Annotated in this window: 24 protein-coding genes, 1 pseudogene and 3 riboswitches; of the genes and pseudogenes, 23 read left to right on the top strand and 2 right to left on the bottom strand. The window is 44.1% G+C overall.

Annotated features, from left to right (window positions below; all coding sequences use genetic code 11):
- Window positions 1-175 precede the first annotated feature (175 nt).
- From prfB to LCL96_RS20720, 19 genes and pseudogenes are all read left to right on the top strand, one after another.
- Window positions 176-1,277 (top strand): peptide chain release factor 2 gene (prfB, locus tag LCL96_RS20810; protein WP_224944911.1). Its coding sequence is split into 2 segments (ribosomal slippage): window positions 176-247 and window positions 249-1,277, totalling 1,101 coding nucleotides; the frame shifts between segments, so codons are not numbered across the junction.
- 424 nt (window positions 1,278-1,701) lie between these two features.
- On the top strand, window positions 1,702-2,574 hold the full coding sequence (locus tag LCL96_RS20805) for a YitT family protein (protein WP_224944910.1): 873 nt from the start codon (window positions 1,702-1,704) through the stop codon (window positions 2,572-2,574).
- Between the two features lie 82 nt (window positions 2,575-2,656).
- Window positions 2,657-2,971 carry a cytochrome c551 gene (cccB, locus tag LCL96_RS20800; RefSeq protein WP_224944909.1) on the top strand — a complete coding sequence of 105 codons (315 nt, stop codon included), beginning with the start codon at window positions 2,657-2,659 and terminating at the stop codon, window positions 2,969-2,971.
- A 557-nt stretch (window positions 2,972-3,528) separates the two neighbouring features.
- Window positions 3,529-4,215, top strand: a complete 687-nt coding sequence (ftsE, locus tag LCL96_RS20795) for a cell division ATP-binding protein FtsE (protein ID WP_098351957.1) — start codon at window positions 3,529-3,531, stop codon at window positions 4,213-4,215.
- Window positions 4,205-5,089 (top strand): permease-like cell division protein FtsX, encoded by an 885-nt coding sequence (gene ftsX, locus LCL96_RS20790; protein WP_224944908.1) that lies wholly within the window; start codon window positions 4,205-4,207, stop codon window positions 5,087-5,089. Before ftsE ends, ftsX begins: the two co-directional genes overlap by 11 nt.
- Before the next feature lie 39 nt (window positions 5,090-5,128).
- Window positions 5,129-6,460, top strand: coding sequence for a murein hydrolase activator EnvC family protein (locus LCL96_RS20785; RefSeq protein WP_224944907.1), 1,332 nt, complete (start codon window positions 5,129-5,131; stop codon window positions 6,458-6,460).
- A gap of 143 nt (window positions 6,461-6,603) precedes the next feature.
- A riboswitch (cyclic di-GMP riboswitch) is annotated at window positions 6,604-6,691 on the top strand.
- A 126-nt stretch (window positions 6,692-6,817) separates the two neighbouring features.
- The gene (locus LCL96_RS20780; RefSeq protein ID WP_224944906.1) at window positions 6,818-7,054 is read left to right on the top strand and encodes a hypothetical protein; all 237 of its coding nucleotides are present in this window, start codon (window positions 6,818-6,820) and stop codon (window positions 7,052-7,054) included.
- Between the two features lie 246 nt (window positions 7,055-7,300).
- Window positions 7,301-7,879 carry a class I SAM-dependent methyltransferase gene (locus LCL96_RS20775; RefSeq protein ID WP_224944905.1) on the top strand — a complete coding sequence of 193 codons (579 nt, stop codon included), beginning with the start codon at window positions 7,301-7,303 and terminating at the stop codon, window positions 7,877-7,879.
- A 15-nt stretch (window positions 7,880-7,894) separates the two neighbouring features.
- The gene (locus LCL96_RS20770; protein ID WP_224944898.1) at window positions 7,895-8,509 is read left to right on the top strand and encodes a hypothetical protein; all 615 of its coding nucleotides are present in this window, start codon (window positions 7,895-7,897) and stop codon (window positions 8,507-8,509) included.
- On the top strand, window positions 8,502-9,083 hold the full coding sequence (locus LCL96_RS20765; protein ID WP_224944896.1) for a peroxiredoxin family protein: 582 nt from the start codon (window positions 8,502-8,504) through the stop codon (window positions 9,081-9,083). Before LCL96_RS20770 ends, LCL96_RS20765 begins: the two co-directional genes overlap by 8 nt.
- Window positions 9,084-9,157: 74 nt before the next feature.
- The gene (locus LCL96_RS20760; RefSeq protein ID WP_224944894.1) at window positions 9,158-9,538 is read left to right on the top strand and encodes a DUF302 domain-containing protein; all 381 of its coding nucleotides are present in this window, start codon (window positions 9,158-9,160) and stop codon (window positions 9,536-9,538) included.
- A 129-nt stretch (window positions 9,539-9,667) separates the two neighbouring features.
- Window positions 9,668-10,807, top strand: coding sequence for a trans-sulfuration enzyme family protein (locus tag LCL96_RS20755; protein ID WP_224944892.1), 1,140 nt, complete (start codon window positions 9,668-9,670; stop codon window positions 10,805-10,807).
- Window positions 10,808-10,894: 87 nt separating this feature from the next.
- A riboswitch (SAM riboswitch) is annotated at window positions 10,895-11,013 on the top strand.
- Window positions 11,014-11,254: 241 nt separating this feature from the next.
- A complete protein-coding gene (locus LCL96_RS20750) occupies window positions 11,255-12,550 on the top strand; it encodes an O-acetylhomoserine aminocarboxypropyltransferase/cysteine synthase family protein (RefSeq protein WP_224944890.1) in 1,296 nt (431 codons plus the stop codon).
- Window positions 12,551-12,812: 262 nt separating this feature from the next.
- On the top strand, window positions 12,813-13,886 hold the full coding sequence (metX, locus tag LCL96_RS20745) for a homoserine O-acetyltransferase MetX (protein WP_224944886.1): 1,074 nt from the start codon (window positions 12,813-12,815) through the stop codon (window positions 13,884-13,886).
- Between the two features lie 173 nt (window positions 13,887-14,059).
- A complete protein-coding gene (locus tag LCL96_RS20740) occupies window positions 14,060-15,511 on the top strand; it encodes a S41 family peptidase (RefSeq protein ID WP_224945087.1) in 1,452 nt (483 codons plus the stop codon).
- Between the two features lie 146 nt (window positions 15,512-15,657).
- Window positions 15,658-16,419 (top strand): annotated as a pseudogene (locus tag LCL96_RS20735) (glucose 1-dehydrogenase).
- Between the two features lie 12 nt (window positions 16,420-16,431).
- Window positions 16,432-16,626, top strand: a complete 195-nt coding sequence (locus tag LCL96_RS20730; RefSeq protein ID WP_224944885.1) for a hypothetical protein — start codon at window positions 16,432-16,434, stop codon at window positions 16,624-16,626.
- Between the two features lie 17 nt (window positions 16,627-16,643).
- Window positions 16,644-17,672, top strand: coding sequence for an alpha/beta fold hydrolase (locus tag LCL96_RS20725; protein WP_224944884.1), 1,029 nt, complete (start codon window positions 16,644-16,646; stop codon window positions 17,670-17,672).
- Window positions 17,673-18,001: 329 nt separating this feature from the next.
- A complete protein-coding gene (locus LCL96_RS20720; protein WP_224944882.1) occupies window positions 18,002-19,198 on the top strand; it encodes a PDZ domain-containing protein in 1,197 nt (398 codons plus the stop codon).
- Window positions 19,199-19,239: 41 nt separating this feature from the next.
- Here the strand turns inward: LCL96_RS20720 and LCL96_RS20715 are convergent, their stop codons facing one another.
- Window positions 19,240-20,475 (bottom strand): dicarboxylate/amino acid:cation symporter, encoded by a 1,236-nt coding sequence (locus LCL96_RS20715; protein WP_224944880.1) that lies wholly within the window; start codon window positions 20,473-20,475, stop codon window positions 19,240-19,242.
- A gap of 199 nt (window positions 20,476-20,674) precedes the next feature.
- Window positions 20,675-21,529 (bottom strand): DUF1206 domain-containing protein, encoded by an 855-nt coding sequence (locus tag LCL96_RS20710; RefSeq protein WP_224944878.1) that lies wholly within the window; start codon window positions 21,527-21,529, stop codon window positions 20,675-20,677.
- Between the two features lie 200 nt (window positions 21,530-21,729).
- Window positions 21,730-21,869, top strand: a riboswitch (cyclic di-AMP (ydaO/yuaA leader).
- Window positions 21,870-22,003: 134 nt separating this feature from the next.
- Between LCL96_RS20710 and LCL96_RS20705 the strand changes: the two genes are divergently transcribed.
- From LCL96_RS20705 to LCL96_RS20690, 4 genes are all read left to right on the top strand, one after another.
- A complete protein-coding gene (locus LCL96_RS20705) occupies window positions 22,004-22,660 on the top strand; it encodes a potassium channel family protein (RefSeq protein WP_206857447.1) in 657 nt (218 codons plus the stop codon).
- A 4-nt stretch (window positions 22,661-22,664) separates the two neighbouring features.
- On the top strand, window positions 22,665-23,987 hold the full coding sequence (locus tag LCL96_RS20700) for a TrkH family potassium uptake protein (protein ID WP_224944876.1): 1,323 nt from the start codon (window positions 22,665-22,667) through the stop codon (window positions 23,985-23,987).
- A 198-nt stretch (window positions 23,988-24,185) separates the two neighbouring features.
- Window positions 24,186-25,265, top strand: a complete 1,080-nt coding sequence (serC, locus tag LCL96_RS20695; protein WP_224944874.1) for a 3-phosphoserine/phosphohydroxythreonine transaminase — start codon at window positions 24,186-24,188, stop codon at window positions 25,263-25,265.
- A 2-nt stretch (window positions 25,266-25,267) separates the two neighbouring features.
- Window positions 25,268-26,443 carry a phosphoglycerate dehydrogenase gene (locus LCL96_RS20690; protein ID WP_224944873.1) on the top strand — a complete coding sequence of 392 codons (1,176 nt, stop codon included), beginning with the start codon at window positions 25,268-25,270 and terminating at the stop codon, window positions 26,441-26,443.
- Window positions 26,444-26,859 lie beyond the last annotated feature (416 nt).

The following is a 26,859-nucleotide window of genomic DNA, read 5'->3' as shown; positions in this document are numbered from 1 at the left end:
CCTGCGGGAAACGCGTGGAAGTTGAGACCCCACAGGGCTTTAGCCCGAGGAGGCTCAACCCACGCCCCGCGGAAAGCGAGCACCTGCAGCGGAAATCACACCACTGGCTAATATAAACTCCAAAATGACTTTTACAAAGCATTAACAACCCAAATAACTATAGAGGTGACCACACATGGAACTATCAGAAATCAGAGCAGAGTTAGAAAAATCAGCTAAGACATTAGCGGACTTCAGGGGGTCTCTTTGACTTAGAAAACAAAGAGGCAAGAATCCAGGAGCTGGACGAAATCATGGTCCAACCCGACTTCTGGGATGATCAGCAAAAAGCACAGGGACTCATCAACGAAGGAAATGGCCTGAAGGATCTCGTCAATGAATACAAATCATTGCTTGAATCGCAGGAAAACCTTGAACTGACCCTTGAACTCGTCAAGGAAGAACCGGACGAAGAACTTCAAAAGGACCTGGAAGAAGAGCTTGCAGATCTAATTAAACGATTAAACGACTACGAGCTTCAGCTTCTCCTAAGTGAAGAACATGATAAAAATAACGCCATCCTTGAACTGCATCCAGGTGCAGGTGGGACCGAGTCACAGGACTGGGGTTCCATGCTTCTACGCATGTACACTCGTTGGGGTGAGAAGCGTGGATTCAAGGTGGAAACACTCGATTATCTTCCGGGGGATGAAGCGGGAATCAAGAGTGTAACGTTAGCGATTAAGGGCCACAACGCATATGGTTACTTAAAAGCTGAAAAAGGCGTACACCGTCTTGTGCGTATTTCACCATTCGATTCCTCGGGCCGTCGTCACACTTCATTCGTGTCTTGTGAAGTTATGCCGGAATTCAATGAAGAAATTGAAATCGACATCCGTACGGAAGATCTTAAAATCGATACGTACCGTGCTAGTGGAGCCGGTGGACAGCACATCAATACAACCGACTCAGCTGTTCGTATCACTCACCTACCAACTAACGTCGTGGTAACGTGCCAATCAGAGCGTTCCCAAATCAAAAACCGTGAGTCAGCCATGAAAATGCTGAAAGCGAAGCTCTACCAAAAGCGAATCGAAGAACAAGAGCAGGAGCTTGCTGAGATTCGTGGAGAGCAAAAGGAAATCGGATGGGGAAGCCAAATCCGTTCCTACGTCTTTCACCCATATTCCATGGTCAAAGACCACAGAACCAACACAGAATCAGGCAACGTACAAGGTGTCATGGACGGCGACATCGATCCATTCATCAACGCCTACCTGAGATCCAAAATAAAATAAGTAACCCGAAACCGACCTTCCAAATACGAAGGTCGGTTTTTCTTTTAGAGGGACGGACCTCTAGAGGTCTTAATTTTCTCTGTTTTGCACCCTTCACCGAGGTCCGTCCCTCAACCAAACACCATTTCATCAACGTCATCCCATTAATGCTTTAATACGTTATTGGACTGTTATTTACACCTTTGTATGCCCATGCTATACTCTCAAAGGTTGATGTAGAGGGGATGAGAGCAATTAATTTCCTCGATATGCATCACTTTATTTACTTGTAGTCATTCAAATTGAGTGTGCAGATCCATCATTGATTGTATATTTCTTCACAATAACGGAGTCCTGATTGAGAGGTCCGTCACTGAAGAGCGTTGCATCAAAGGAAGGGTTTGTACTCATACTATTAATACATAGGTTAAAGGAGTCGTACTGGATGGGTTTGAAGGAAAGGCGTCGTGAGCAGGTATTTAATCCACGGAAAGAGAAGTTGTTAGAGTATTTGTTTGTTGTGTTTGGGTCGACGATTGTAGCGATTGCGTTTAATGTGTTCTTACTTCCGAATGAGGTGGCCTCCGGAGGGGTGAGCGGGATATCGACCATCCTAAATGGACTTTTTGACTGGAAGCCCGCTTATGTCCAATGGGCATTTAACATTCCGTTATTTATAGCAGGCCTGATCTTTCTAGGGTTGCAATTCGGTGTCAAAACAGCCATCGGTACGGTGTTTTTACCACTTGTTGTATTCTTGACTGAAGACTGGAAACCATGGACGGAAGACCCGCTACTTGGTGCCCTTTTTGGAGGGATCGGTGTAGGACTTGGTTTAGGGATTGTGTTCCGGGGAAGAGCTTCAACGGGAGGGACGGACCTTGCCGCGCAGATTGTCAACAAGTTCACGGGACTGTCACTTGGAACTTGTGTAGCCCTCATCGATGGAATGATCGTTCTTTCGGCCGCTATCGTCTATGATATCGAGCGTGGGTTATACGCCCTTATCGGTTTATATGTCACAAGTAAAACGATCGATCTCGTCCAGGTTGGAATAAGCAGGTCCAAAATGGCACTGATCATCACCAACCGACAGGAAGAAGTTCGCGAAGGAATTTTGAATAAAATCGACCGCGGGGTGACAAAACTATCTGCATACGGTGGTTATACAGATGATGAGCGTCCAATCCTCATGTGTGTTGTCGATCAAACAGAATTCACAAAACTGAAACAACTGGTTAAAACCATTGATTCCTCTGCCTTTGTCGTCACTATGGACGCTTCTGAAGTATTGGGGGAAGGTTTCAAACGGGTTTAAACTTGGTATAATTATGTAAGAGAGGAACGGACTTATCATCACATCCGCGACTCTGATAAATGTTTTCCGAGGGGGATAATAAATGAAGAAAAAGCTACTTGGTGTTCTATTTGGCGCTTCATTGGTACTTGCCGCATGTGGCGGTGACGGCGGCGACAGTACAGAAACAAGCTCCGGTGGAGTGGACCCTGAAAAAATCGTCAACAATAAATGCACCAGCTGCCATGGGGGGAACCTTGAAGGCGGAATGGGACCGGCCCTGAAAAATATTGGTGCTGAATTAAGCAAAGATCAAATCCTTGAAACCATCAAAAATGGTAAAGGTCAAATGCCTCCTGGACTCATTGAAGGTGATGAAGCAGAGGCTGTGGCTGAGTGGTTATCGAATAAGAAATAATTTCGCTAGAAGAGTCCAACTTTGGATTCTTCTTTTTTATATTTGTTTGAGCGTTTTTGACTTACCTCATTATTCACAAGCAATAATATCTATTAATTTTCTTTACCCACAACGTTAATTTCGTCCCTCTTTAAGTCTTTGTTACAGAAGGTATTCTTACACTCATATACTTTATTAGGTTCTTGATTATAACCTAGTAACTTAAGCAGAATAGCATCAGGATAACGTTCTTTAATGTATACTCCTCAAACTTAAGGATGTAGTTTTAGTACCTAGTAATAGATAAAAAGAACTATAAATTAAACTTAATATAGGTAAAATCGACAACAAAACAGGTAAAAAATTCACATTTTTTCACGTTCTGAAATAAAAATGTAATAATTTTTTTCCTTAACTTACTATAAAGTGATGTTATAATTATTTTCGGAAGCGTAATTCGAGTTTTTTCACCAATTTTTGTCTAACGTTGGTAAAGACGACTTTGGTTACGCACCGTGTACATATGTCGATAACAGCCAAGAGGGTAACTACATAAATACAAATTAGGTGATTTTAATATGATAGAAATGAAAGACGTCTACAAGCAGTACAGCAACGGTGTCATGGCTGCTAATGGCTTTAACGTCCACATTAAGCAAGGCGAGTTTGTGTATGTTGTGGGTCCAAGTGGCGCCGGGAAATCTACGTTCATCAAAATGATGTATCGCGAAGAACGTCCTTCCAAAGGAGATATCATCGTTAATGGTATCAATCTCGCAAAACTGAAGAATAGTAGAGTTCCATACTTACGAAGAAATGTTGGAGTCGTGTTTCAGGATTTCAAACTGCTACCATCGCTGACAATCTATGAAAACATAGCCTTCGCACTTGAAGTAATAGAAGAACATCCAAAACAGATTAAGAAGAGGGTCATGGAAGTACTTGACCTAGTCGGATTAAAGCATAAGGCAAGAATGTTGCCGAATGAATTATCAGGCGGGGAACAGCAACGTGTATCGATTGCACGTTCCATCGTGAATACGCCGAAGCTTGTGATTGCTGACGAGCCTACAGGGAATCTTGATCCTGAAACTTCCTGGGACATTATGAACATCTTTGAAGAAATCAGCAACCGTGGCACTACGGTCATAATGGCTACGCATAACCGTGAAATCGTAAACACAATCAAGCACAGGGTAATCGCCATTGAAAATGGCCGCATTGTCCGGGATGAACAGCGAGGTGATTACGGTTATGAAAGCTAGAACGTATGGCAGACATTTTAGAGAGAGCTTCAAGAGCATTGGCCGTAACGGCTGGATGACATTCGCATCAGTGAGTGCGGTTACCGTAACATTACTTCTTGTTGGTGTGTTTATCGTATTGATGCTAAACATGAACAAAGTAGCAACCGATATTGAGAAAGACGTTGAAGTACGGGTTTTACTTGAAATCGGTACAGAACAATCTCAAATCGATCAAATAGAAAAAAAGATTCAAAACTTAAATGGAGTCGAATCCGTTGAGTATTCTTCAAAAGAAGAAGAACTACAGAACCTTGTAAAGGACTTGGGAGACGATTTCAGATTATTTGAACAGGATAATCCACTGTATGACGTGTTTATCGTTAAAGCCAAGAATCCACGTGATACTGGAAAGATTGCCGGTCAAGTAAGAGAGTATGAAGGTGTGAACGAAGCACTTTATGGTGAAGCAAAGATTGAAAAGCTATTCAATGTACTGGAAATGAGTCGAAATGTTGGCCTTGTACTGATCATTGGTCTATTGTTTACTGCCATGTTCCTCATCTCAAATACAATCAAAATCACCATTGTCGCTAGAAGAAGGGAAATCGAGATAATGAAACTCGTGGGTGCAACCAACTGGTTTGTACGCTGGCCATTCATCCTTGAAGGGTTATGGCTCGGAATTTTAGGTTCTATTATCCCGATCGCTCTTGTCACTACAGGTTATTACTATGCTTATGGATTTATTAAACCAAAACTACAAAACAATTTTATTCAGATATTAGATTTTACCCCCTTTATCTATCAAGTAAACGGATTAATTCTATTAATGGGTTGCCTGATTGGGGCTTGGGGAAGCTTTATGTCTGTTCGTAAATTCTTAAAAGTGTAAAATTTGATAGGTTGATAGAAGCTGAAAGGAGCATGCCGCTTGAACAAGAAGTATTTCATATCATTATCAATTGCAGCAGCATTAACAATCGGAAGTCTACCAACGTTAGCTACCACTGCTAGCGCTAACTCCTCCGTAGAGGACTTAAAGAAACAGCAGGGCGATGTTTCTTCTAAAAAGGAAGAAGTCAATGGGAAGATTAATGAGAAAAAATCACAGATTGACCAAAATATTAACAAACAAAAAGATATTCAATCTCAGATTGCTGAAATCAGTACACAGTTAAAAGATACTGAAACAAAAATCACAGAAAAAACAAAAGAAATTGATGAAACGACAGCCAAAATCAATAAGCTTAAAGCCGATATTGAAGAATTAGAGAAAAAAATTGAAGAGCGTAACGAACTTTTGAAAGAACGCGCTCGTGCCATCCAGGAAAAAGGCGGATCAGCTAATTATCTTGACGTACTTCTTGGAGCGAACAGCTTCGGGGACTTCATTAACCGTGTAACAGCAGTAAATACAATCGTAAGTGCTGATAAAAAAATCATGGACGAACAGAAACGTGATCAAGCTGAGTTAGAGAAGAAACAAGCGGAAGTAGAAAAAGAGCTTGCTGATCTTGAAGCTTCTAAAGCGAATCTTGAATCCCTGAAAAAAGATCTTGATAGCCAAAAGGCTAAAAAAGCAGAATTATTTAAGCAATTGGAAGCTCAACAGGCTACATTGAAAGTAGAAAAAGCTGATCTTGAAAAAGAATCTGAAGAGCTTTCTAAAATGGAACACCAGCTTGAAGGTGAAATTCAAGCTGAACAGGCTCGTTTAGCTGAACTTGCCCGTAAACGTGAACAAGAGCGTAAGCGTCAGGCGGAAGCTGAGGCGGCTAAGCGTGCAACAGCACAGGAACAGGCGACATCAGGCGGCTCTTCTTCAACACCTACAGTAACTACACCTGTAAGTTCAGGTACATGGACAGCGCCTGCTCATGGAACCATCACTACTAATTTCGGTTGGGATACCTTAAACGGTAAACAACGCTTCCACTATGGTACAGACATTGCGGCACACGGAAGTGTTCCAATCTCTGCAGCGGCAGATGGATACGTTATTAAAAGCCATTACAGCTCAAGCTACGGTAATGTCGTATACATCACACACTCAATTAACGGCCAAACGTTCACAACTGTTTATGCTCACATGTCTTCATCGTTGGTGAGTACTGGACAAGCTGTGAATAAAGGTGACCAAATTGGTTACATGGGTAACACAGGATACTCGTTCGGTCAGCATTTACACTTTGAACTTTACAGAGGTTCTTGGAGTGCATCACATGCAAATGCTGTAGATCCACGCCAATATATTAATTTTTAAGTTTTGAACCCCCGTTCTCTAGCAGAACGGGGGTTTTTTATACGCTGCTTAAACCCTATATTAGGAAGAAATCATCAGCATATTACGTTATACTGTTTTCATTTCATAATTCTTCTAGTATAATGACAATATATTTATATGATTTTCGAAAAAGGCAAACTAATTGAAAAATTAGGACGCAAAGCCACGGGTCTGCCATTTTATTAAAATAATGATCGCCGGGTTACCGAAATAATGGAAGCAATGAATACTCATTCGAGCATTATTCCAGTATGATTTAGCCTGCCTTTTGGTAGGTTATTTTTATCTTTGAGGCTCGTGATGGTATGAGTTGAACCTGCAAGAAGGATGATGGTATTGGAGTTAGCTGATATAAAAAGACAATTAAGAAGTTTTTGCAGAAGAAACCGTACAGCATTAAAGTATACCCAGATTGGCCGGTATACAGCGGAAGAAGTCAGTGACATATTACTCAAATCTGTCGGTGCTGAAGAAGTTGAAAAGGTTTTACAGGACATTGAAATTATCAACCAGCGTGGCGGGGACAGCGTGAAATATTTCATGCTGATCCTGGAAGGTATAAAAGCAGCATAAGATCTTCTCTTCTTCGGAAATGGAATATAAAAATTACATAAAAAATCGTCAATCTATATGAAAGGATTCTTCTCTACAAGAAGGGTCCTTTTTCATTAGATAAATTCAACTTTTAGACACACACTCCACCACCATTTCTGTAATAATTCAATTAAAGGGCAGACTATGAGTAAATAACTTGATTGTAAGTTTGAGTTTTAAGATACTAATACATAGTAGGGTATTTAATGGAACGGAGGATTTTCAATGACGGGACATTTATTTGAACATCACAAAGCTTCAAAACTTCTTGATCCCAAACGACAAGAACTTGTGCCACTGGACAAAGTTTTAGAACTTCTTCAATTAAAATCTGATGATATTGTTGCAGACCTGGGCTGCGGCAATGGCTATTTAACCCTTCCGATTGCAAAGAGGGTGGAAACGAAGGTACAGGCAGTAGATTTGCAGCAAGAAATGCTTGAGTATCTGAAACATCGTGCAACGGAAGAACAGATTGACAATATCGTTTATGTGAAATCGTCACTTGAGTATCTTAGCTTCAACAAGAAAACGTTAGATAAGGTTGTATCTGCTTTCGTTCTACACGAAGTGCCCGATTTGATCAAAGTCTTTCAGGATCTCCAGGATATGTTGAAAGACGACGGGACCTGGCTGATCCTTGATTGGGAAGCGGTTGAATCAGAAATGGGACCGCCCCTAAATGAAAGAATTGCTTCTGAGAAACTAGAACGCCAGCTCAATTCAGCGGGCTTCACGACAACGGTTGGGCATCTGGATCCATCGGTCTATTATATTGTCGTCAGAAAAAACGCTTATCGTTGAAGGGAGTAAGGGTTGATGGCTGAAACATGGTACACCATAGGCTCCTTCACCTTTCCTTCCTCCTGGGGAGGCATCCTCGCCTCCTTCGTTCTGACGTATCTGTTCCTTTATTTCTGGAATAGAGAAGCAAGCGACTGGTATTCAAGTGCTGTCTTTACCTTTGTTATCGTCTGGAAGCTGAGCGTCATAGTCGTAAATTATCAGATGGTCATCGAACATCCCCTGACGATCCTTTATTTTCATGGAGGAAAGGTTGGATATTGGCTGGGGCTACTGGCGGCACTTATATATACTTTTTTAAAAAGGACAGTTAGCTCGACAAACGTAATCACTTCCTGGATAAGTACGGTTGTTTTCTTTGAATTGGTATATCATTTATTGGAGCTGGATTTTCTTTTAGCGGTAATCCAATTTATCATCAACGGTACACTCTTTATATTTTTATTTAAAAAATCAAATGGCCCAAAATGGGATCTGTGGGCAGTGCAATTTGTTATTGTCTTTACACTCCTTCAATTCTTTTTTCAATCGATTCTTGAAGGATTTGCTTTTACTACCGTTACCTGGACGTATCTTGCGGTCATGATCTATCTCATCTTACTATATGGAAGGAGGAAGCATATTGAATAAACGGAATTTTGCCCTGGTGATCGTTGCCCTGCTCATTGGGATTTTTCTGGTGAACCTGTTCCAGGATCAGCAGGAAAAGAAAGCAAAGGAAGAAGCGGCGCAATTAGCGAAAGAATCGATGGATTTATCCAATGCGCAGCAAGGGCTGACAAAGGGTGACCGAGCCCCCGATTTCACCTTGACCACTTTAGATGGTGAAAAGGTCAAGCTGTCGGACTATCAGGGCAAAAAAGTAATCCTGAATTTCTGGGCCACATGGTGTCCGCCATGTAAAGCTGAAATGCCCCATATGCAGCAGTACTATGAAAAACATGCGAAAAAAGAAAATGTCGAAATCCTGGCTGTCAATCTGACTTCTCAGGATGACGGAAAGAAGGCGGTCCAGCAATTTGTCGACGGCTATGAACTCACCTTCCCGATCCTCATGGATGAAAAGGGTGATATCGGGGACGAATACCGTGCCTTTACAATCCCGACCACCTATATGATCGACACGGGCGGCATCATTCAACATAAAATTATCGGACCCATGAACGAAGAAATGATGGGTAAAATGGTCGAACAGATGGAATAATGGAAGGGACGGACCTGGTTTCGTTACATACGCTGTGAGGTATAAGTAACCATGACATATAAAGGAGGATCAATATGTTCCATTACACTAAAGAAGTTTCAATGAATGTGAAAGAAGCGGTGACAGCTGTCGAGAGCGCACTTAAAGAAGAGAGTTTCGGTGTTCTGTGGAATCTTGACCTTGCCGGGAAGCTCCAGGATAAGGGGATGGACTTCAACGAGGAAGTGGTCGTGCTCGAAGTATGCAATCCACACGAAGCCAAAAAAGTGCTGGAAGAAAGCATGCTCGTAAGTTACTTCCTGCCTTGTAAAGTGACGGTATACACAGAAGGCGGAGCAACCAAGATCGGTATGGCGAAACCGAGCAAGCTGATTGAAATGGTGGACAATGATGAACTGAAACGTCTGGCATTGGACATCGAAAATCGTCTGATCGGCTGTTTAGAAAACGTTTGATCCACAGGGGCCTGTTGCAGTTAAGTAACGGGTCCTTTTTTATAGAACCGGAATCCTCTCACTCCTCACAATCTTCTGAATATGGTACACTTTTTTAAAATACATAGATTCAGGAAGGATGACAGGGATATGAAGTTCACCACCAAAGTCGTACATAGCCAATTGAAAGGAACGCAGGAAATCCGCAGTAAGACAACGCCAATCTATCAGACCTCAGCTTTTTCTTTTACATCACTTGAAGAGCTGGAGGGTTTTTATGAAGGGAAGTCTCCCTACCTCTATACAAGAACGGGAAACCCCAACACTGATGAACTTGGAAAGATGGTGGCGGACCTGGAAGGAGCGCCTGCAGGAGTCGCTACGTCCTCGGGACTGTCAGCCATCCTTGTGGGAATCCTCGCAGTGGTTCAGTCTGGAGATCATATCGTGGCAGCGGAGGATTTATATGGCGGCACGTTCCATATGCTGAAAGAAGAATTAAATTCATTCGGTATTTCCACATCTTTCGTAGATTTTACAAGTGTGAACGAAATAGAGGCAGCAATCACACCGCAAACCAAGTTGCTATACAGTGAGACCGTTACGAATCCTTTTATGCGTGTAGAAGATATTCCCGGCATGGTAGCTTTGGCGGAAAGACATGACTTGAAAACGATGATCGACAATACGTTTGCCACCCCATATCTGCGTCAACCTTTCCTTGAGGGTATTGACCTGATCGCTCACAGCGCTACGAAATATATCGGGGGACACAGCGATATCACAGCAGGGGTAGTCGTAGGTCACGAAGAACTCGTCCAAAAGGCAAAAGAAAAGGTGGTCAACATTGGATCAAACCTAAGCCCATTCGAAGCCTGGTTGACATGTCGCGGAGCCAAGACGCTGGCACTGAGAGTCGGCACCCAGGCACATAATGCCGGGACTCTCGCTGAAGAGCTACGTAAAAATGAACAAGTGAAATCGGTCTATTATCCAACGAACCTATCAGAAAAAGGAAATGGGGCGATTGTGACGATTGAACTTGAGCAAACATGTGACATCAGCACATTCTTCAAATCAATTGGCTGGATCAAGATCATCCCGTCTCTGGCAGGCGTGGAAACCACGGTATCGTATCCGCTTGGAACGTCGCACCGTGCTCTCCCGAAAGAGGCACAGGAGAAACTTGGCATCAACACCCATGTGGTGCGAATATCGTTGGGCATCGAGGATAGTGAAGACATCGTAGCTCAATTTACCGAAGCGATCGCAGTTTCGGTGAAAAAATAAAAAATTCTGAAAATACCCTTGACGTTGATGCTGGTTACCCTTTATAATTCATCTCAACGCAAGAATTTTCACATTGACAACTATATGCTCTTATCCAGAGAGGTGGAGGGACTAGGCCCGATGAAACCCGGCAACCTTCATGTACGCGAAAGGCGTCACATGAAAAGGTGCTAATTCCTGCAGGCGATCTGCCTGAAAGATAAGAGGAGGACCCTATTAAATTAGACCCTCTTCTTAGGAAGAGGGTTTTTTGTTTTTTCCTCTTCTATCTTCTTCAGTATTTGTGCTCAGCAGGAGAATGTTTGAAGATGTTCAGCTGCTGATTTTCTGCAAATGTTCAGCAGGTGAACTCGACCCGATTTTCAGCAGCTGAAAAAACCATCCATTTCAACAGGTGAACAAAAGAAACCTTACGCCAAATCCAAAAAACTCTAGGAGGAATTCCAAATGACCAAATCATTCGATTTCGACACTCTGCTTCTTCACGGCGGCCAAGAGCCGGACCCAGCCACAGGCTCAAGAGCGGTACCTATCTATCAAACCACTTCCTATGTTTTCGACAACAGCGACCATGCAGCCAAACTATTTGCTCTGGAAGAGCCAGGTAATATCTATACCCGCATCATGAATCCGACCGTTGATGTGCTCGAGAAACGCCTTGCCCTATTAGAAGGGGGCATCGGAGCCCTTGGGGTTTCATCTGGAATGGCGGCTATCTCCCTATCTATTCTGAATATCGCCGGTGCCGGGGATGAAATCGTGGCAGCCACGAATCTCTACGGCGGTACGTATAATTTATTCTCTACGACTCTACCGAAATACGGCATCAAAGTCCATTTCGTAGATCCAACTGATCCGGAGAACTTCCGTAAAGCGATTACGCCGAAAACGAAAGCCATATTCGCTGAGACGATCGGGAATCCAAGTCTCCATGTCCTGGACATCGAGGCGGTCGCGAAAGTGGCTCATGATAACCATATTCCGCTCATCATCGATAACACATTTGCCACTCCTTATATATGCAAGCCAATTGAGTGGGGAGCGGATATCGTCATCCACTCGGCTACAAAGTGGATCGGCGGTCACGGTACGGCGATAGGTGGTGTGGTCATAGACGGTGGTAAGTTTGACTGGAATCATGAAAAATTCCCTGGATTCACAGAAGAGGACAGAAGCTACAACGGGCTACGCTACGCCCAAGATGTAGGACCGGCGGCGTTCATCACCAAACTGAGAGTGCAGCTTCTCCGTGATCTCGGGGCATGTTTAAGTCCTCAGAACGCGTTCCTGTTACTGCAAGGACTGGAAACCCTGCACCTCCGCATTGAGCGTCATACAGAAAATGCCTTGAAGATTGCAGAGCACCTGGATCAGCATAGCGGTGTCGCATGGGTATCCTATCCCGGACTTCCGCAACATCCTTCCTACGCACTGGCGCAAAAATACTTGAAAAATGGATCGGGTTCCATTGTTGTATTCGGAATCAAAGGGGGCAGGGATTCAGGACGGAAAGTGGTTGATAACATCTCCCTCTGGTCCCATGTGGCCAACGTAGGGGATGCGAAATCACTGATCATCCATCCTGCTTCCACAACGCATCAGCAATTAAATGATCAGGAGATCCGTGCTACGGGTGTCACGGAGGATCTGGTGAGGCTTTCCGTCGGGTTGGAATCTGCGAAGGACCTGATCGAGGATCTGGATCATGCGATTGAAGTGGCGTTGGAAGCGTCAAGGGTGTAATATCACGAAAATCAGGGGATGGACGCTAATGACAGGGCATACTGGGCCTGGGTATGAAAGATATCAGCGAAAATCTGATTTTATCAGCGATATTTTCAATATATCAGCGAAATCGGGCCATTTATCAGCGAAATGTCAAATATATCAGCGAAACCTTTTCACGCTGGCCGTTTCAATGGAATCGAAGACGCCAATCAGCTCACCTTAACGAAAACCGGGGTGCCCTCATCACCCCAAACAACACCAAAAAGGAGGTGGAGGAATGGAGAGCTCATATTCGTACGAAGTCAGCTCCATTACCATCCCATCCCTCACATTAGAGTCAGGCATCACGTTGAAAAATGTAAATCTGGCATATGAACGTACAGGAAATAAAGATGGGCCCGTCATCCTTGTGTGCCACGCCCTTACCGGTACCCATATAGTGACAGGGACGAGGGAAGACCGTGGTTGGTGGGATGGACTGATCGGTCCCGGGTCGTATATTGATACTGACAGCTTCAATGTAATTGCCTTTAATGTACTGGGAGGGTGTGAAGGAAGCACGGGGCCGACGTCTCTCAATGCCGAATCCGGAGAGCGTTACGGTCCCGGTTTTCCGCACATTACGATAAGGGATATGGTCCATGCCCAATTTGAAGGTTTGAAGCGGCTTTCCATTGACCATATCGAAGCGGTGATCGGAGGATCACTGGGAGGAATGCAGGCGCTTGAGTGGGGAGTCCTGTATCCTTCTTATATTAATAAAGTATTCGCCCTTGCCGTCTCGCCCGCTTTAAATGATTACGGCATCGCTTTTAATCATATCGGGATCACAGCGATTGAAGGAGATCCAGATTTTCAGGATGGACACTATCCACACGGTGCCAGTTTAAAAGGATTAGAGATTGCCAGAATGGTAGGCATGGTGACCTATCGAACGCAGGAGTTGTTCGATCAGCGTTTCAAGCGGGAGAAGACCAATGAGCAATTTAACATCCAAAGTTATCTGGATTATCAAGGAAAGAAACTCGGGAAGCGTTTTGATGCGAACAGCTATCTTACCCTTCTGAATGCCATGAATACCCATGATATCGGTAGAGAAAGGGAAGGCGTGGAAAAAGTCGCTGAATCGTATCAATGCCAGCTGATCTCCATCAGCTACGAGGGTGATTTGATCTATTCCCCTCAATACTTAAAGGACTTCACAAACCAGGTCCCACTAGGAAAACACTACTTTATCCCAACGTCATTCGGCCATGATGGGTTTCTAGTAGAGTTTGAGAAGTGGGGAGGAATCATTTCTTCCCATCTCCATAACCATCAAGTCCAGAAAGTGGTGACGGGCATTAAATAATTTCCTGTCATTCATAACTCGTCCCCCTCAGGCATATAGTTAGATAAGCAAAGACATCGCACCGCCTTAGCGCGTTTTTGTGTGGTGTCTTTTTTCGTTGGGTGGAAAGCGTGCTTCTTCATCAGGCTTTTGTCATCCTGACCATAATCAAACGAGTAGTTGGAGGGGAATATATGGAGTGGACGGGCAGAAAGCTCATCATCACCATCATCATTAGTATGCTGATCGGTGCAGGAGGAATGTATGGCGGCTTGGAATGGACGGACTTGGCAGGGGACGAGCCTGCTCAGTTTAATGGAAAAGGTGAGCTAAATGACAAGCTCCACAAGGTGGAAGTCGCTTATGATCTCATCAGCGATAAGTTCTTTCAAGATGTAGATAAGGGACAGCTCGTGGAAGGAGCGATTCAGGGGATGCTGAAAACCCTGGATGATCCGTACTCTGTTTACATGAATGCTGAGACGGCTTCGCAATTTAATGACGCATTGGATTCTTCCTTTGAAGGGATCGGGGCAGAGGTCACCATCATGGACGGAAAGCTCATCATCGTGGCGCCGTTTAAAAATTCACCTGCTGAAAAAGCCGGGTTGAAGCCGAATGACCGTATCATCAAGGTGGATGGGAACAGCATCGATGGCCTTGATCTTTATGAAGCAACGTTGAAAATCAGAGGGAAGAAAGGGACAGAGGTGAAATTGGAGATTACGAGGGAAGGACTCTCGGATCCAATCGAAGTGTCCGTAAAACGGGACGATATTCCGGTTGAGACGGTAATGTCGGATGTGAAAGAAGTCAATGGTAAGAAAACGGGTTATATTCAAATTACAACATTCTCAGAAAATACGGCCGTTGATTTTAAAAAGCAGCTGGAAGAACTTGAGAAGAAAAAGGTAGAAGGGCTGGTCCTTGATGTAAGGGGCAACCCGGGTGGTCTCCTATCAAGCGTGGAAGAGATCCTCAAACAGTTCGTTACAGAGAAAAAACCGTATGTCCAAATTCAGGAACGAAGCGGTGAGGTGCTGAAATCCTTCTCCAACAGCAAGGAAAGAAAAGCATATCCAGTGGTGGTCCTCATCGATGAGGGAAGCGCGTCCGCATCCGAAATCCTTGCAGGGGCGTTGAAGGAAGCGGAAGGATACCCACTGATCGGAACAAAGAGCTTTGGAAAAGGGACCGTTCAGCAGGCAGTACCGATGGGGGACGGCAGCAACATCAAGCTGACGATGTTTAAATGGCTTACCCCGAATGGGAACTGGATTCATAAGAAGGGGATCAAACCGGATATACCGGTCAGACAACCATCCTACTTCTATGCCCATCCTCTTCAGGTAGAGAAACCTCTGGAAGAAGGCGCAAACAACGAACAGGTGAAAAACGCACAGGAGATGCTCCAAGGATTGGGATTCACTCCTGATCGGACCGATGGATACTTCAGTAAGAAGACTGCAAAGGCGGTAAAGGATTTCCAAATCCAAGCAAGTCTGGACGTCACGGGCGTCATTGATGCGAAAACCGGAGAAAGATTGCAGAAGGAAATACTTGAAGCGGTTCAGAATGAAAAGAACGATTTGCAGCTGCAGGCAGCGTTGGAGTACATTGAGCGGACAGCGAAAAAGGAACAGTAATAAATGGAGATCTCTCACATGAGAGGTCTCTTTTTTATGTGATATTTGCTTTATTTCTGCTTATCCTGGCGGAGATTGTGCACTCATTCCCCAAATCTATCTATTATAATAATGACCCTCATTTTAATAGAAAGGAGATTGATAGAATGTTCTCTGTAAAAGACAAAGTGGCCATCGTCACAGGTGGTGGACGGGGTCTCGGGAAAGAGATGGCCCTTGCATTGGGTGAAGCGGGAGCGCATGTGGTGGTTTGTTCGAGGAACCTCCCGGCATGTGAAGAAGTGAAAAAGATGCTGATTGGTTTAGGTGTACGATCGCTTGCCATCCCTTGCGATGTTACACAGAAATCAGATGTGATCAACGTAGTGGAAACGGTCATGAATGAGTTTGGAAGAATCGATATCCTGATCAATAATAGCGGGACATCCTGGGCAGGTCCTTTTGCAGACATCCCTGAAGATAAGTGGGACAAGGTGATGGATGTGAATGTAAAGGGAGCTTTTTTGTTTTCACAGGACGTGTCCCGGATCATGGTCAAACAGAAAAGCGGGAAAATCATTAACATTGCTTCCGTGACGGGATTTGGCGGGACGAATCCGATGTTGATGGATACCGTTCCCTATAATACAAGCAAGGGAGCTCTTATGACCTTTACGAAGGATCTTTCCGTGAAACTTGCACCTCATCGTATTCAGGTGAACGCGATAGCGCCAGGATTCTTTCCTACCAAGATTACAAAGGAATTATTCGAAAAGCAAGGAGCCGTGATCAAGTAGCATATACCTGCAGGGCGGTTTGGCCAGGCGAAAGATCTGAATGGGGCAGTCATCTTTCTTTCCTCACCGGCCTCGGACTATATCAACGGTCATATTCTGGTCGTGGATGGCGGCATCCGTGCACAGGTATAAGGAGGCGAAAGAATGGATCAATTTTATGAAGACCTGAAACAATTCGGGATGGGTGTAGAGTATGAATTGAATAAAGTCATTAAAGAGAAATTGGATGAACCGGAACTGGTCGAGGCCGTCAAGTTTTGGCTGCAACTAATCCAGGTGGTAACCAGTTTTATCGAATACCTGCTCCTCACACACTTAATGTCGACAAGTAAAGAATAAAGAATGGAGGTGAAACGATGAAAGAAGAGTACAATCAAAAAGAACTCGCAAGGTGGAAAGGTTTTATCGATACTTTACAAGATGACAGCGAGTGGCATCCGAACTTTTCCAGAAAAACAATCTGGAAACAATACAATAGTAAACTATGGTTCTATCCTTCAGAGGAGTACAAACGACATATCCCTGTATTTTTACTCTATTCCCACATCAACAAACCGACCATTCTCGATTTGACAAAAGAACATAGTCTGATCGGGAAATTCTTGAAGGAAGGCTATGATGTCTATCTTCTCGAGTTTGGTGAACCTGTTATGGAGGAAAGAGGAATCGGTTTGGCGGAGTATCTTTCTCAATATGTTGACCCATGTATAAAAAAAGCACTTCAACATAGCGGGAAAGAGCAGCTCTCCCTTTCTGGTTTTTGTTTAGGTGGAACAATGGCGATCATCTATGCAGCGTTACATCCTGACCTCATAAGGAACCTCATGCTGTTTGTGACCCCATTCGACTTTGATCACATTCCTGATTATCACAATTGGGTTGAGTCCTTGAAAAAGGATGAATTAGATGTTTCAGCTATCCTGGAAGAAATGAATATCATACCCGCACCCTTTGTCCGTTATGGAATGAGGGCCTTGACCTCTCCTATTTACTTTTCTCCTTATTTATCACTCCTGAATAAAGCCTATGATAAGGATTATACCCAGTATTGGCTACGCTTCAATCAGTGGACAAATGATCATCTTTCCCTTACTGGTGCGATGGGAAGGGATATCCTGACTTATTTCCTTAAAGAGAATCTATTAATGAAGGGAAGATTTACGCTATCAGAAGAAGAGGTAGATCTTCAAAATATTCAATCAAACCTCTACCTGATTACCTCTCAATATGATCATTTGGTCACTCCTGCGATCAGTACACCTCTTTTGGAGCTGGTTTCAAGTGAAAATAAGCAAGTATCAGAGGTAGCAGGAGGGCATGCAAGTCTCATTAAATATGGAATATCAACTGAACTTATACAGTGGTTACACGGACATTCCAAATAAGAGGAGGGATTCATAAGATGCTGGATTCGGAATTCGAAACCCCTTTGGAATATTTAAGTTTTGCCTTCTACGTTTTTAAGGATTTCATTATGTCCTATTTCCATTAAAGAAAGTGACGGTTGGTACTAGATACCAGCCGTCGCTTTTTCTTCAAATAATGATCTTTCTTTCTTCTAATCGACATCATTTCCCGGGAAAATATGCAGAATGGTGTCGGAAATGACATCGAAACGTAAAATGAACCAATAAAATTGCAATAGGTTTTAGGAGAGTCTTTTGATAAAATAGTAGATAATGCAAATTTTCTTGCAAAAGGTGGTGATGGATCATTGGTTGAACTTTGGCTGCTGGAGACCCTTAAAGGATTCGGGAAATTATTTCTACATCCTGTTTTATATTTATCTGTGTTTTTCTCTATCATGACGGGCTATTATCGAGTGAAGAGGGAGCGGAAAGATTTCAATTCGAGACTGCTGGATGGATATCATGATTTGAGGGTGTTATTTTCTTACGGAATTGTCCTTGGATTGCTGTTCTCTTTGGTAACGGTAGGAGCTGGAATGGTCATTCCTGTCGCTGGAATCCTCCTTTTTGGGGCGGTGTCGATTCTGTTTGCGTTGACGGGGCGTTTTCAGCTTATGTCAGCGACCATGACGGTAGGTTTTTCCTATTTCCTCTTGGTTTTGGTGGATTATTTTCAGTGGAACATACCTTACGTGAATACATATGTGGAAAACTTGAACATGGGGCTGTTGAGTTCCATTGTCGTTTTACTCGGAGTGTTGACGATAGTAGAAGGAATGTTGATCAGGTTGAACGGCTGGAAGCATACTTCGCCTCGTTTGTTCAAAAGTTCTCGTGGTCTGAAGGTAGGAGCCCATCTCGGGAAGAAATTATGGCTTGTGCCGATGTTCATATTGGTACCAAACGGGGCATTGACCCTTCCATTTGACTGGTGGCCAGTGTTTACGATGGGTACTGAAACGTATTCCTTATTGTGTGTACCGTTTCTACTCGGGTTTCAGCAGCTGGTGAAAAGTACGTTGCCGGAAATTGCGATCAAACAAACCGGGTCCAGTGTTTTCTGGCTGGGTGCATTCGTATTAACGTTAGCCGTAACCGGATTATTTGCCCCGATGTTTTCTGTCGGTGCAGCTGCCATGGCCATCATTGGGCGTGCGTGGATCGCTTATCGATACAGAAGAACTGAGAATTCAAAACCTTATTTCTTCAAACGTCAGCCTAAGGGAGTCATGATTCTCGGAATCCTTCCGGGATCGCCTGCGAGAAAGCTGACGCTTGAAGTAGGTGAAATCGTCCTGAAGGTGAATGGGGTCGACGTGAATACGGAAAGAGCGTTTTACGAAGCACTTCAAAAGAATGGAGCCTATTGCAAGCTCGAGGTACTTGGGACAAACGGAGAGAACCGTTTCACTCAAGGGGCTTTATATGAAGGGGATCATCACGAACTGGGAATCATCTTTGCCGATGAAGCTTCGGGTTGGGAGCATCATCAGGTGTCATAATAAGAAAAAGGATAGCCGCGGCTATCCTTTTTTTAATGGATTTATGAAAGGGAAGGTGTTTCTTCGCCATTCTTCTCTGTCTTATCAATGATTGACGTACCAACCAAATCCCCGGTCACATTCAGCGCCGTGCATCCCATACCGACAAGTGCATCAATCGCTGTCAATAGAGCGACGGTTTCCATCGGCAAGCCGAGCTGGGCGAATACCGTTGCAATCATGATGATACCTGCACCGGGAACACCTGCTGTTCCGATTGAAGCCAATGTTCCTACAAGGACAACGACCAGCATATCCGTCAGAGATAACGGATCGCCAACGACATTGGCAGCGAATACGGCAGACACGGCGATTCGGATTGCAGCGCCGTCCATATTGATCGTCGCACCCAGAGGTAAGCTGAAGCCGTACAAGCTTTTCGGCAAGCCGAGATTTTTGGCTGCATTTAATGTCAGCGGCAGCGTTCCCGAGCTGCTTTGAGTAACAAATGCCGTCAACATTGGTGTACGGGCTTGTGCAAAGAATCTGCGGGGACTGATCTTAAAACCTGCCAGTGCGACCATGTAGATGACGATCTGAACAATCAACGCAATATATAGAACGAGTATCATATTCCCCAGGGATTGTAATGTGCCGAGTCCCTGATTGCCGACCGTATTGGCCATGATGGCAAAGATTCCGATGGGAACATATTGGAGAATCACATTCATGATGACCATGGTGGCTTCATTCAGGCCGTTTACCACTTTATAGACCTGTTCTCCAAGGTCGTGATACTCCGTTGATGACCGTAAATACGAAATCGCAATCCCGAACACGATGGCGGTGAATATGATCCCCAAAAGGTTCATTTCAGTAAATGCCGTAACGATATTGTCCGGGATGATATTCAGGAGTACGCTGGTCACACCCGGATTCTCCGGTACTTTGAATTTTTCCGTCGTATCAAGAGTCATGCCAGTTCCCGGTTTGAAGATACTTGCGACGGAAATACCAACGATGATGGCTAAAGCTGATGAAAATAAATAATATAAGAACGTTTTTCCACCCATCCTGCTGAGTTTGCTTACGTTCGTCTGGTTCACTCCGACCATCAGTGTGAACAGGATGAGGGGGATGATCAGGAACTTAAGCAACCGAATCAGGATGTCGCCAAGAGGTGAAAGGACGGATGCATCCTTTCCGAATATGAAACCGACAGCAATTCCGAGTATAAGAGCCACGGTTATTTTCATAATAAGGGATGTATGAAGATAACCTCTCCAAAGAGCTTTCATGATTTAATGCCTCCTTTTTATAAATAGTAGATTTCCCCAAAGTGCTAAAACATAACATTTATATAAATCTGATAGGTTTAGTGAGGATTTCATTGTCATAAGATACAACAGATCACAAATAGTGTCAAAGTCCATGTTTAATGCCGGGGTTTTTTGCCAAAAAAAAGAAGCTGCCGATTTGACAGCTCCTTTTGACGATTTAATAAATCGACAAATGACGGTTCTTTCCTTTCAGGATCTGAAAGACGCCATATAGAAATAATCCAACGGCGACTATTCCGAGTAGCCATTGTCCGAAAGGCTGTTGGGCGAGTTTGGATAATGCGCCGTCCAGTCCCTTCGTCTTATCCGGGTCGGCCGTGATGGCTGTTTGGATAAAGAAATATCCGATCAGTAAAAAGACGACCCCGCGCGAATACAGTCCGAGTTTTCCTGTTTTTCGTCCAAGTTCCCATTCTTTCTCGGTCATTTCATGTCGCTTGAATTTGTCGGTGTATTTTTCCGTATAAGCTTTATGAATTTCATAGAGTGCAAATCCGATGATGACTATTCCGACAATCCCGACGATCCATTGTCCGAAAGGCTGGGCCAATAGTTTGGCTGACAGTGTCTGCTTAGAACCCGAACCGGATCCGGAGCTTTTGGCGTGCAAGGCGATGGCAAATGCGTTATACGTTAAGGAACCATAGGCAATGCCGCTGATGAGACTGGCCAGTCTTCTGAAGATGGACTTCCCGTCATTGTTGACATGCTCCGGATCTTTGATCACCTGGATGATGCGCCAAAGGACGATCCCGATCAGTCCCACCCCGAGTATCCAAAGAAGGACTTCACCAAAAGGCTTGCTGGCAACAGCGGAAAAGGCACCACTGGAATCGGACGTACTTCCCCCTATACCGAGTGCAGCCATGACGGATAAAGCCCCGATGAGCATATACACGATGCCTCTTGAAATATATCCAATTCGTGCAAATCCTTTAATCCAGGGCTTTATATCATTAGATGAAACGTTTTTGCTCCCACTTGAAGAAGGAAGGGATGAAACTCCTGCCATAAACATTTCTTCCTTTCTGATTCAAATTTCGTAAGACTTATGTATGCTATTCCCCGCATCAGGTAAATACAAACCTTTTTAACGAACAGTAAATGTTGGATGTATTGAGACAATTTTGCCTGTTTTTCTTCAAGAAATTTTTACAAAGAATCTATTTACATCCCTTGTGGAGAGGAGTAATATATCTATCATCAAATGAATATTCTTTATCGCTTAATTCATGAATTGAAGCGGGGGAACCATTAGTACTATAGGGGTGAATCCTTTCATATGAAAGGTAGGGCTACTTCCATGTCCCGAATCCGTCAGCTAACCTCGTAAGCGTAGTGGGAGAGGATGATACTTGTGATCTTTTTTGGATAATGACCACAGGCTTAGTTCCTGGTGGTCTTTTTGCGTTGTTCAGTATGAGAATATAGTCATGAACAGCTAGTAGATGGTTAAGCTATAAAAAAGGTTTTGGAGGATTTCACCATGAAAAAGCAGTTTGCCGTTATTGGATTAGGGAGATTTGGAGGGAATTTGGTCCAGGAGTTGGCAGATCTGGATGTAGAAGTGCTGGCGATCGATATTCATCATGATGTGGTTCAGAAATATATCGATATTGCGACCCATGCGGTGCAGGCGAATGCCATGGATGAGTCGGTTCTCAGATCACTTGGTTTGCGGAATTTCGATCACGTGATTGTTTCCTTTGGGGATAATATCGAAGCCAGTATCCTCACGACGCTCCTTCTCAAGGAATTAGGGGTGAAGGAAGTGTGGGTAAAAGCGTCGAATGCCTATCATCAGAAGGTACTAGACCGGATCGGGGCGGATAAAGTCATCCATCCTGAACGTGATATGGCAAGAAGGATCGCCCACCATATCACATCTGAAAAGATCATCGATTACATTGAGCTATCAAAAGAGCACAGCATTGTAGAGGTATGCGCCTCTAAGAAGGTAGCCAATAAAACGTTGAATGATCTGGATGTCCGTGCAAAATTCGGATGTAATATCATCGCTATCCACCGAGGAGAAGAGGTCATTGTATCCCCTTCTGCCGATGAGGTGGTTGAAATAGAGGATCTTCTGATTGTCATAGGACATAATCGGGATATTAACCGGTTTGAAAAAGAAGGTGTATAAAAGAATGAAGCAGAAGGTCATTCAGTTAAGTCCGCCGCAACTACTTGTGGTGACCTTTCTATTTTTTATCCTATTGGGAATGGTGCTCTTAAAGCTTCCATTCGCCACCACTGAACCGATTACGTGGTTGGAGGCCCTGTTCACGACGACGTCTGCCATGACCGTGACGGGTCTCGCTGTGGTAGATACGGGTAGCGTCTACACCTTATTCGGGGAAGTTGTCGTCATGAGCCTGATCCAAATCGGAGGACTCGGGATCATGTCCTTTGCCGTTTTAATCTTTATGATGCTTGGGAAGAAAATCGGATTTAAAGAACGATTGCTCCTGCAGCAGGCACTGAATCAAACGTCTGTGGGAGGTGTCATCAAGCTTGTAAAATACTTATTTATCTTTTCTTTTATAGTAGAGGGTTTGGCAGTCCTTTTATTAGCGACGGAATGGGTACCGGAGTTTGGATGGAAAAGGGGCTTATATGTGAGTGTCTTTCATTCCATCTCCGCGTTTAACAATGCAGGCTTTTCCCTGTGGTCTGACAGTTTGATGGGATACGTGGGAAGTCCTGTCATCAACTTAACGATTTCATTCCTGTTCATAGTAGGGGGGATCGGTTTCACGGTTCTTGTGGATATGTGGAAATCTAAGACGATTCGTCAACTATCCCTGCATACGAAGATCATGGTATTGGGTACCTTCGCAATCAACGTCATCGCCTTTTTGTTGATCTTCGTACTGGAATATAATAATCCGAATACACTGGCCCATCTGTCGTTTTCGGATAAGATTTTTGCTTCTTATTTTCAAGCAGTCACTCCCCGCACAGCTGGGTTCAACTCACTCGATTATGGAAGCATGGAGCGATCCACTCTGCTTTTTACCATTTTACTGATGTTTATCGGTGCTGGTAGTGCTTCCACTGGCGGAGGGATTAAGTTAACAACCTTTGTTGTTATCTCGTTAAGTGTGTTTGCCTTCTTAAGAGAGAAGAAAGAGATTCGTATTTTCAGACGTACAATTGATCAAATGCACATTTTTAAAGCATTGGCCTTATCGATGATCAGCGTACTCCTGGTTTTCACCGCGCTGTTTTTCCTTGAAATGACGGAAAAACATGTCTCGTTCCTGTCCATTGTGTTTGAAGTGGTGTCTGCATTTGGGACGGTAGGGTTGTCCATGGGGATTACGGGCTCCCTTTCCGTTGCTGGAAAATGGATCATTATCATCGTGATGTTCGTCGGGAAACTCGGTCCCCTCACCCTGGCATTCTCATTGTCACGTCCTGATAAAGAAAAGATCCGCTATCCGAAAGAAGATATCCTGACGGGTTGATCATCGGCTTTCCTCCTTTGCCTATCCAGGGCATGTGGGAAGGCCGATTTTTTTATCAATCAAGCAAGAATCAATCCATGTCTGCGCATGAGGCTAAAAACACCACAGTTAAGCGTTTTCATCATGTGTTTTTGTTATTGACTAAAGTGGTGCACGGGATTATACTGTTGAAAAATTCTGACTTTGGTGGTGCTGTTGTTGAAGCGAGTGTATAACTTTTCTGCTGGTCCTGCTGTGTTGCCTGAGCCTGTATTGAAGAAGGTTCAGGAGGAGTTATTGAATTATGGTGAAAGTGGGATGTCGGTCATGGAATTAAGTCATCGGTCGGCCCCTTTTCAAAATATAATAGAAGAAGCACAAAACTTACTGCGTGAATTGCTGTCGATCCCGGACGATTATCAGGTTGTTTTCATGCAGGGGGGAGCCTCCATGCAATTCTCCATGATCCCCTTGAACCTGCTCGGTAAGGGGCAGGAAGCGGATTACATCGAGACCGGAAGCTGGTCGAAGAAAGCCATTAAAGAGGCGGTGAAAGTCGGAAAAGTCCATACACTATCACTAGCAGAGCCCTTTGAGATTCCTGTTTATTCACCAGAAGATTTCTCACCTCAATCAAGCTATGTACATATCACATCGAATAACACAATCGAGGGGACCCGGTTCCATGAGTATCCTGATACAGGAGGCATCCCCCTTGTGGCAGATATGTCTTCTCATATTCTTTCGGAGAAAATAGATGTATCATCTTTCGGTCTCATTTATGCCGGGGCCCAAAAGAATTTAGGCCCATCCGGCGTGACAGTGGCCATTATCCACGACAGCATGATCGGAGGGGCAACGGACACATGCCCGACCATGTTGAATTACGACACGTATGTGAAACATGATTCCCTCTTTAATACGCCGCCTACCTTTTCCATTTATGTTCTAAAGCTTGTACTCGAATGGGTGAAGGAGAACGGTGGAGTGGAAGGGATGCAGACTCATAACGAGGAGAAGGCAGCGCTTCTATATAACTGTATCGATGAATCATCACTTTTCCATAACCCTGTTCCAGAGAAAAATCGTTCTCTGATGAACATTCCTTTCTCGACAGGTAATGAAGATCTTAACGCCCAGTTTTTAAAAGAAGCCAAAGCGGAAGGATTCGAGTTCCTAAAAGGACATCGTTCGGTAGGAGGAATGAGGGCGAGTTTATACAATGCCATGCCCCGTGAAGGAGTAGAAGCACTTGTAGATTTCATGAAAAAATTTGAAGCGAAGCAAGGAGGAGAATGAACATGATTTCAATCAATACGTACAACGCCATCAGCCAAAGCGGATTATCCCTGATCGAAGATGATATCAACTATCATTTAAATGGAAAAGGCGATCCCGATGGAATTCTCGTTAGATCGAAAAACCTTCACGATTATGATTTTCCTGCATCCGTCAAAGCCATTGCACGTGCAGGAGCAGGGGTGAATAATATTCCCCTCGATCTCTGTACGGAAAAGGGAATCGTCGTCTTCAATACACCCGGTGCCAATGCGAACGCAGTCAAAGAGCTCGTCCTCGCCAATCTAATTGCTTCATCCCGAAATCTGTACTCTGCCGTTGGATGGACAAACTCGTTAAAGGGGACAGAAGAGGATGTTCCTGGTGTCGTGGAAGCGAAGAAAAAAGAATTCGTAGGAAGTGAAATCAAAGGGAAGAAGCTTGGGGTTGTCGGTTTGGGAGCAATCGGTGTCCTCGTTGCCAACGATGCTCTTGCCCTCGGGATGGATGTCGTGGCCTATGATCCATTTATCTCCGTGGATGCTGCGTGGCGCTTATCACAAGATGTGAAGCGTGCCCATCAAATTGAAGAAGTTTGGACAGAGTGTGATTTTGTCACACTGCACATCCCTCTGACGGATAAAACAGAAAGCTTCGTGAGCCCGGAAGCCTTTGCGAAAATGAAGAAGGGAATGACCATCCTGAACTTTTCAAGAGGTGAGCTTGTGGAAGAAGGGGCCATGGAAGTGGCGTTGAACTCAGGGGTTGTAAGAAAATACGTAACGGACTTTCCGAATAAAAAGGTCCTCGCCATGAAAAATGTCGTGCCTGTTCCTCATTTGGGCGCTTCCACTGTCGAATCGGAAGAGAACTGTGCCATCATGGCCACCAAGCAGCTGAAAACCTATCTTGAAACGGGCAATATCAAGCACGCCGTCAACCTGCCGGACGTGGAGCTCCCTTATAGCGGGAAAATGAGGGTGACCGTCATGCATCAGAATATCCCGAACATGGTGGGCCAAATCGCCACGGTCCTTTCCGGATACGCCGTCAACATCGCCGATATGATCAATCGAAGTAAACATACGTGGGCGTACACTATGATTGACCTTGATCAAAAATTAAACGAAGAAGAACAAGCCGATGTCAAACAAAAATTAAAAAACATCACCGGCGTCGTTTCCGTGCGCCTCATTTGATGAAACAAAACTCCCTCGTACAGTGAGGGGGTTATTTTTATCCCTTCTTGCCATCCAGAAAAAATATGGACAGGCAACACGCATCATTCCTTCGTAAAATACCATATTAATAAAGATTGTTGTGATTATTTAGCAGACTTTATCTCATCAATGCACTTAATGAGTGTTTACTGGAGGGTGAGGTAAACTGCTCTGCTTGCTAAGGACGTTCGGACAAGCCTTTTTTAAAATTCGCTTCCCGTGTTTTCTCTTGCCCGTTATCTGTAGGAGTCTACGCAGTTCCCTTCACTAGAGAATAAGGTGATTGTAAGGTTTATGAAAAATCGCAATACACTATCAACCACTACTCGCTTCGTTAAAAGTAATAGTGTTCAATAGAAGAGCCAAGGGAAAAGCCACGAATCTTTGCATCGGCT

This window comes from Rossellomorea aquimaris, assembly GCF_020172085.1.
GTDB classification, from domain to species: Bacteria; Bacillota; Bacilli; order Bacillales; family Bacillaceae_B; genus Rossellomorea; species Rossellomorea aquimaris_E.
The sequence above is the reverse complement of the archived record's forward strand: the minus strand, read 5'-3'. Positions and strand labels throughout refer to the sequence as shown.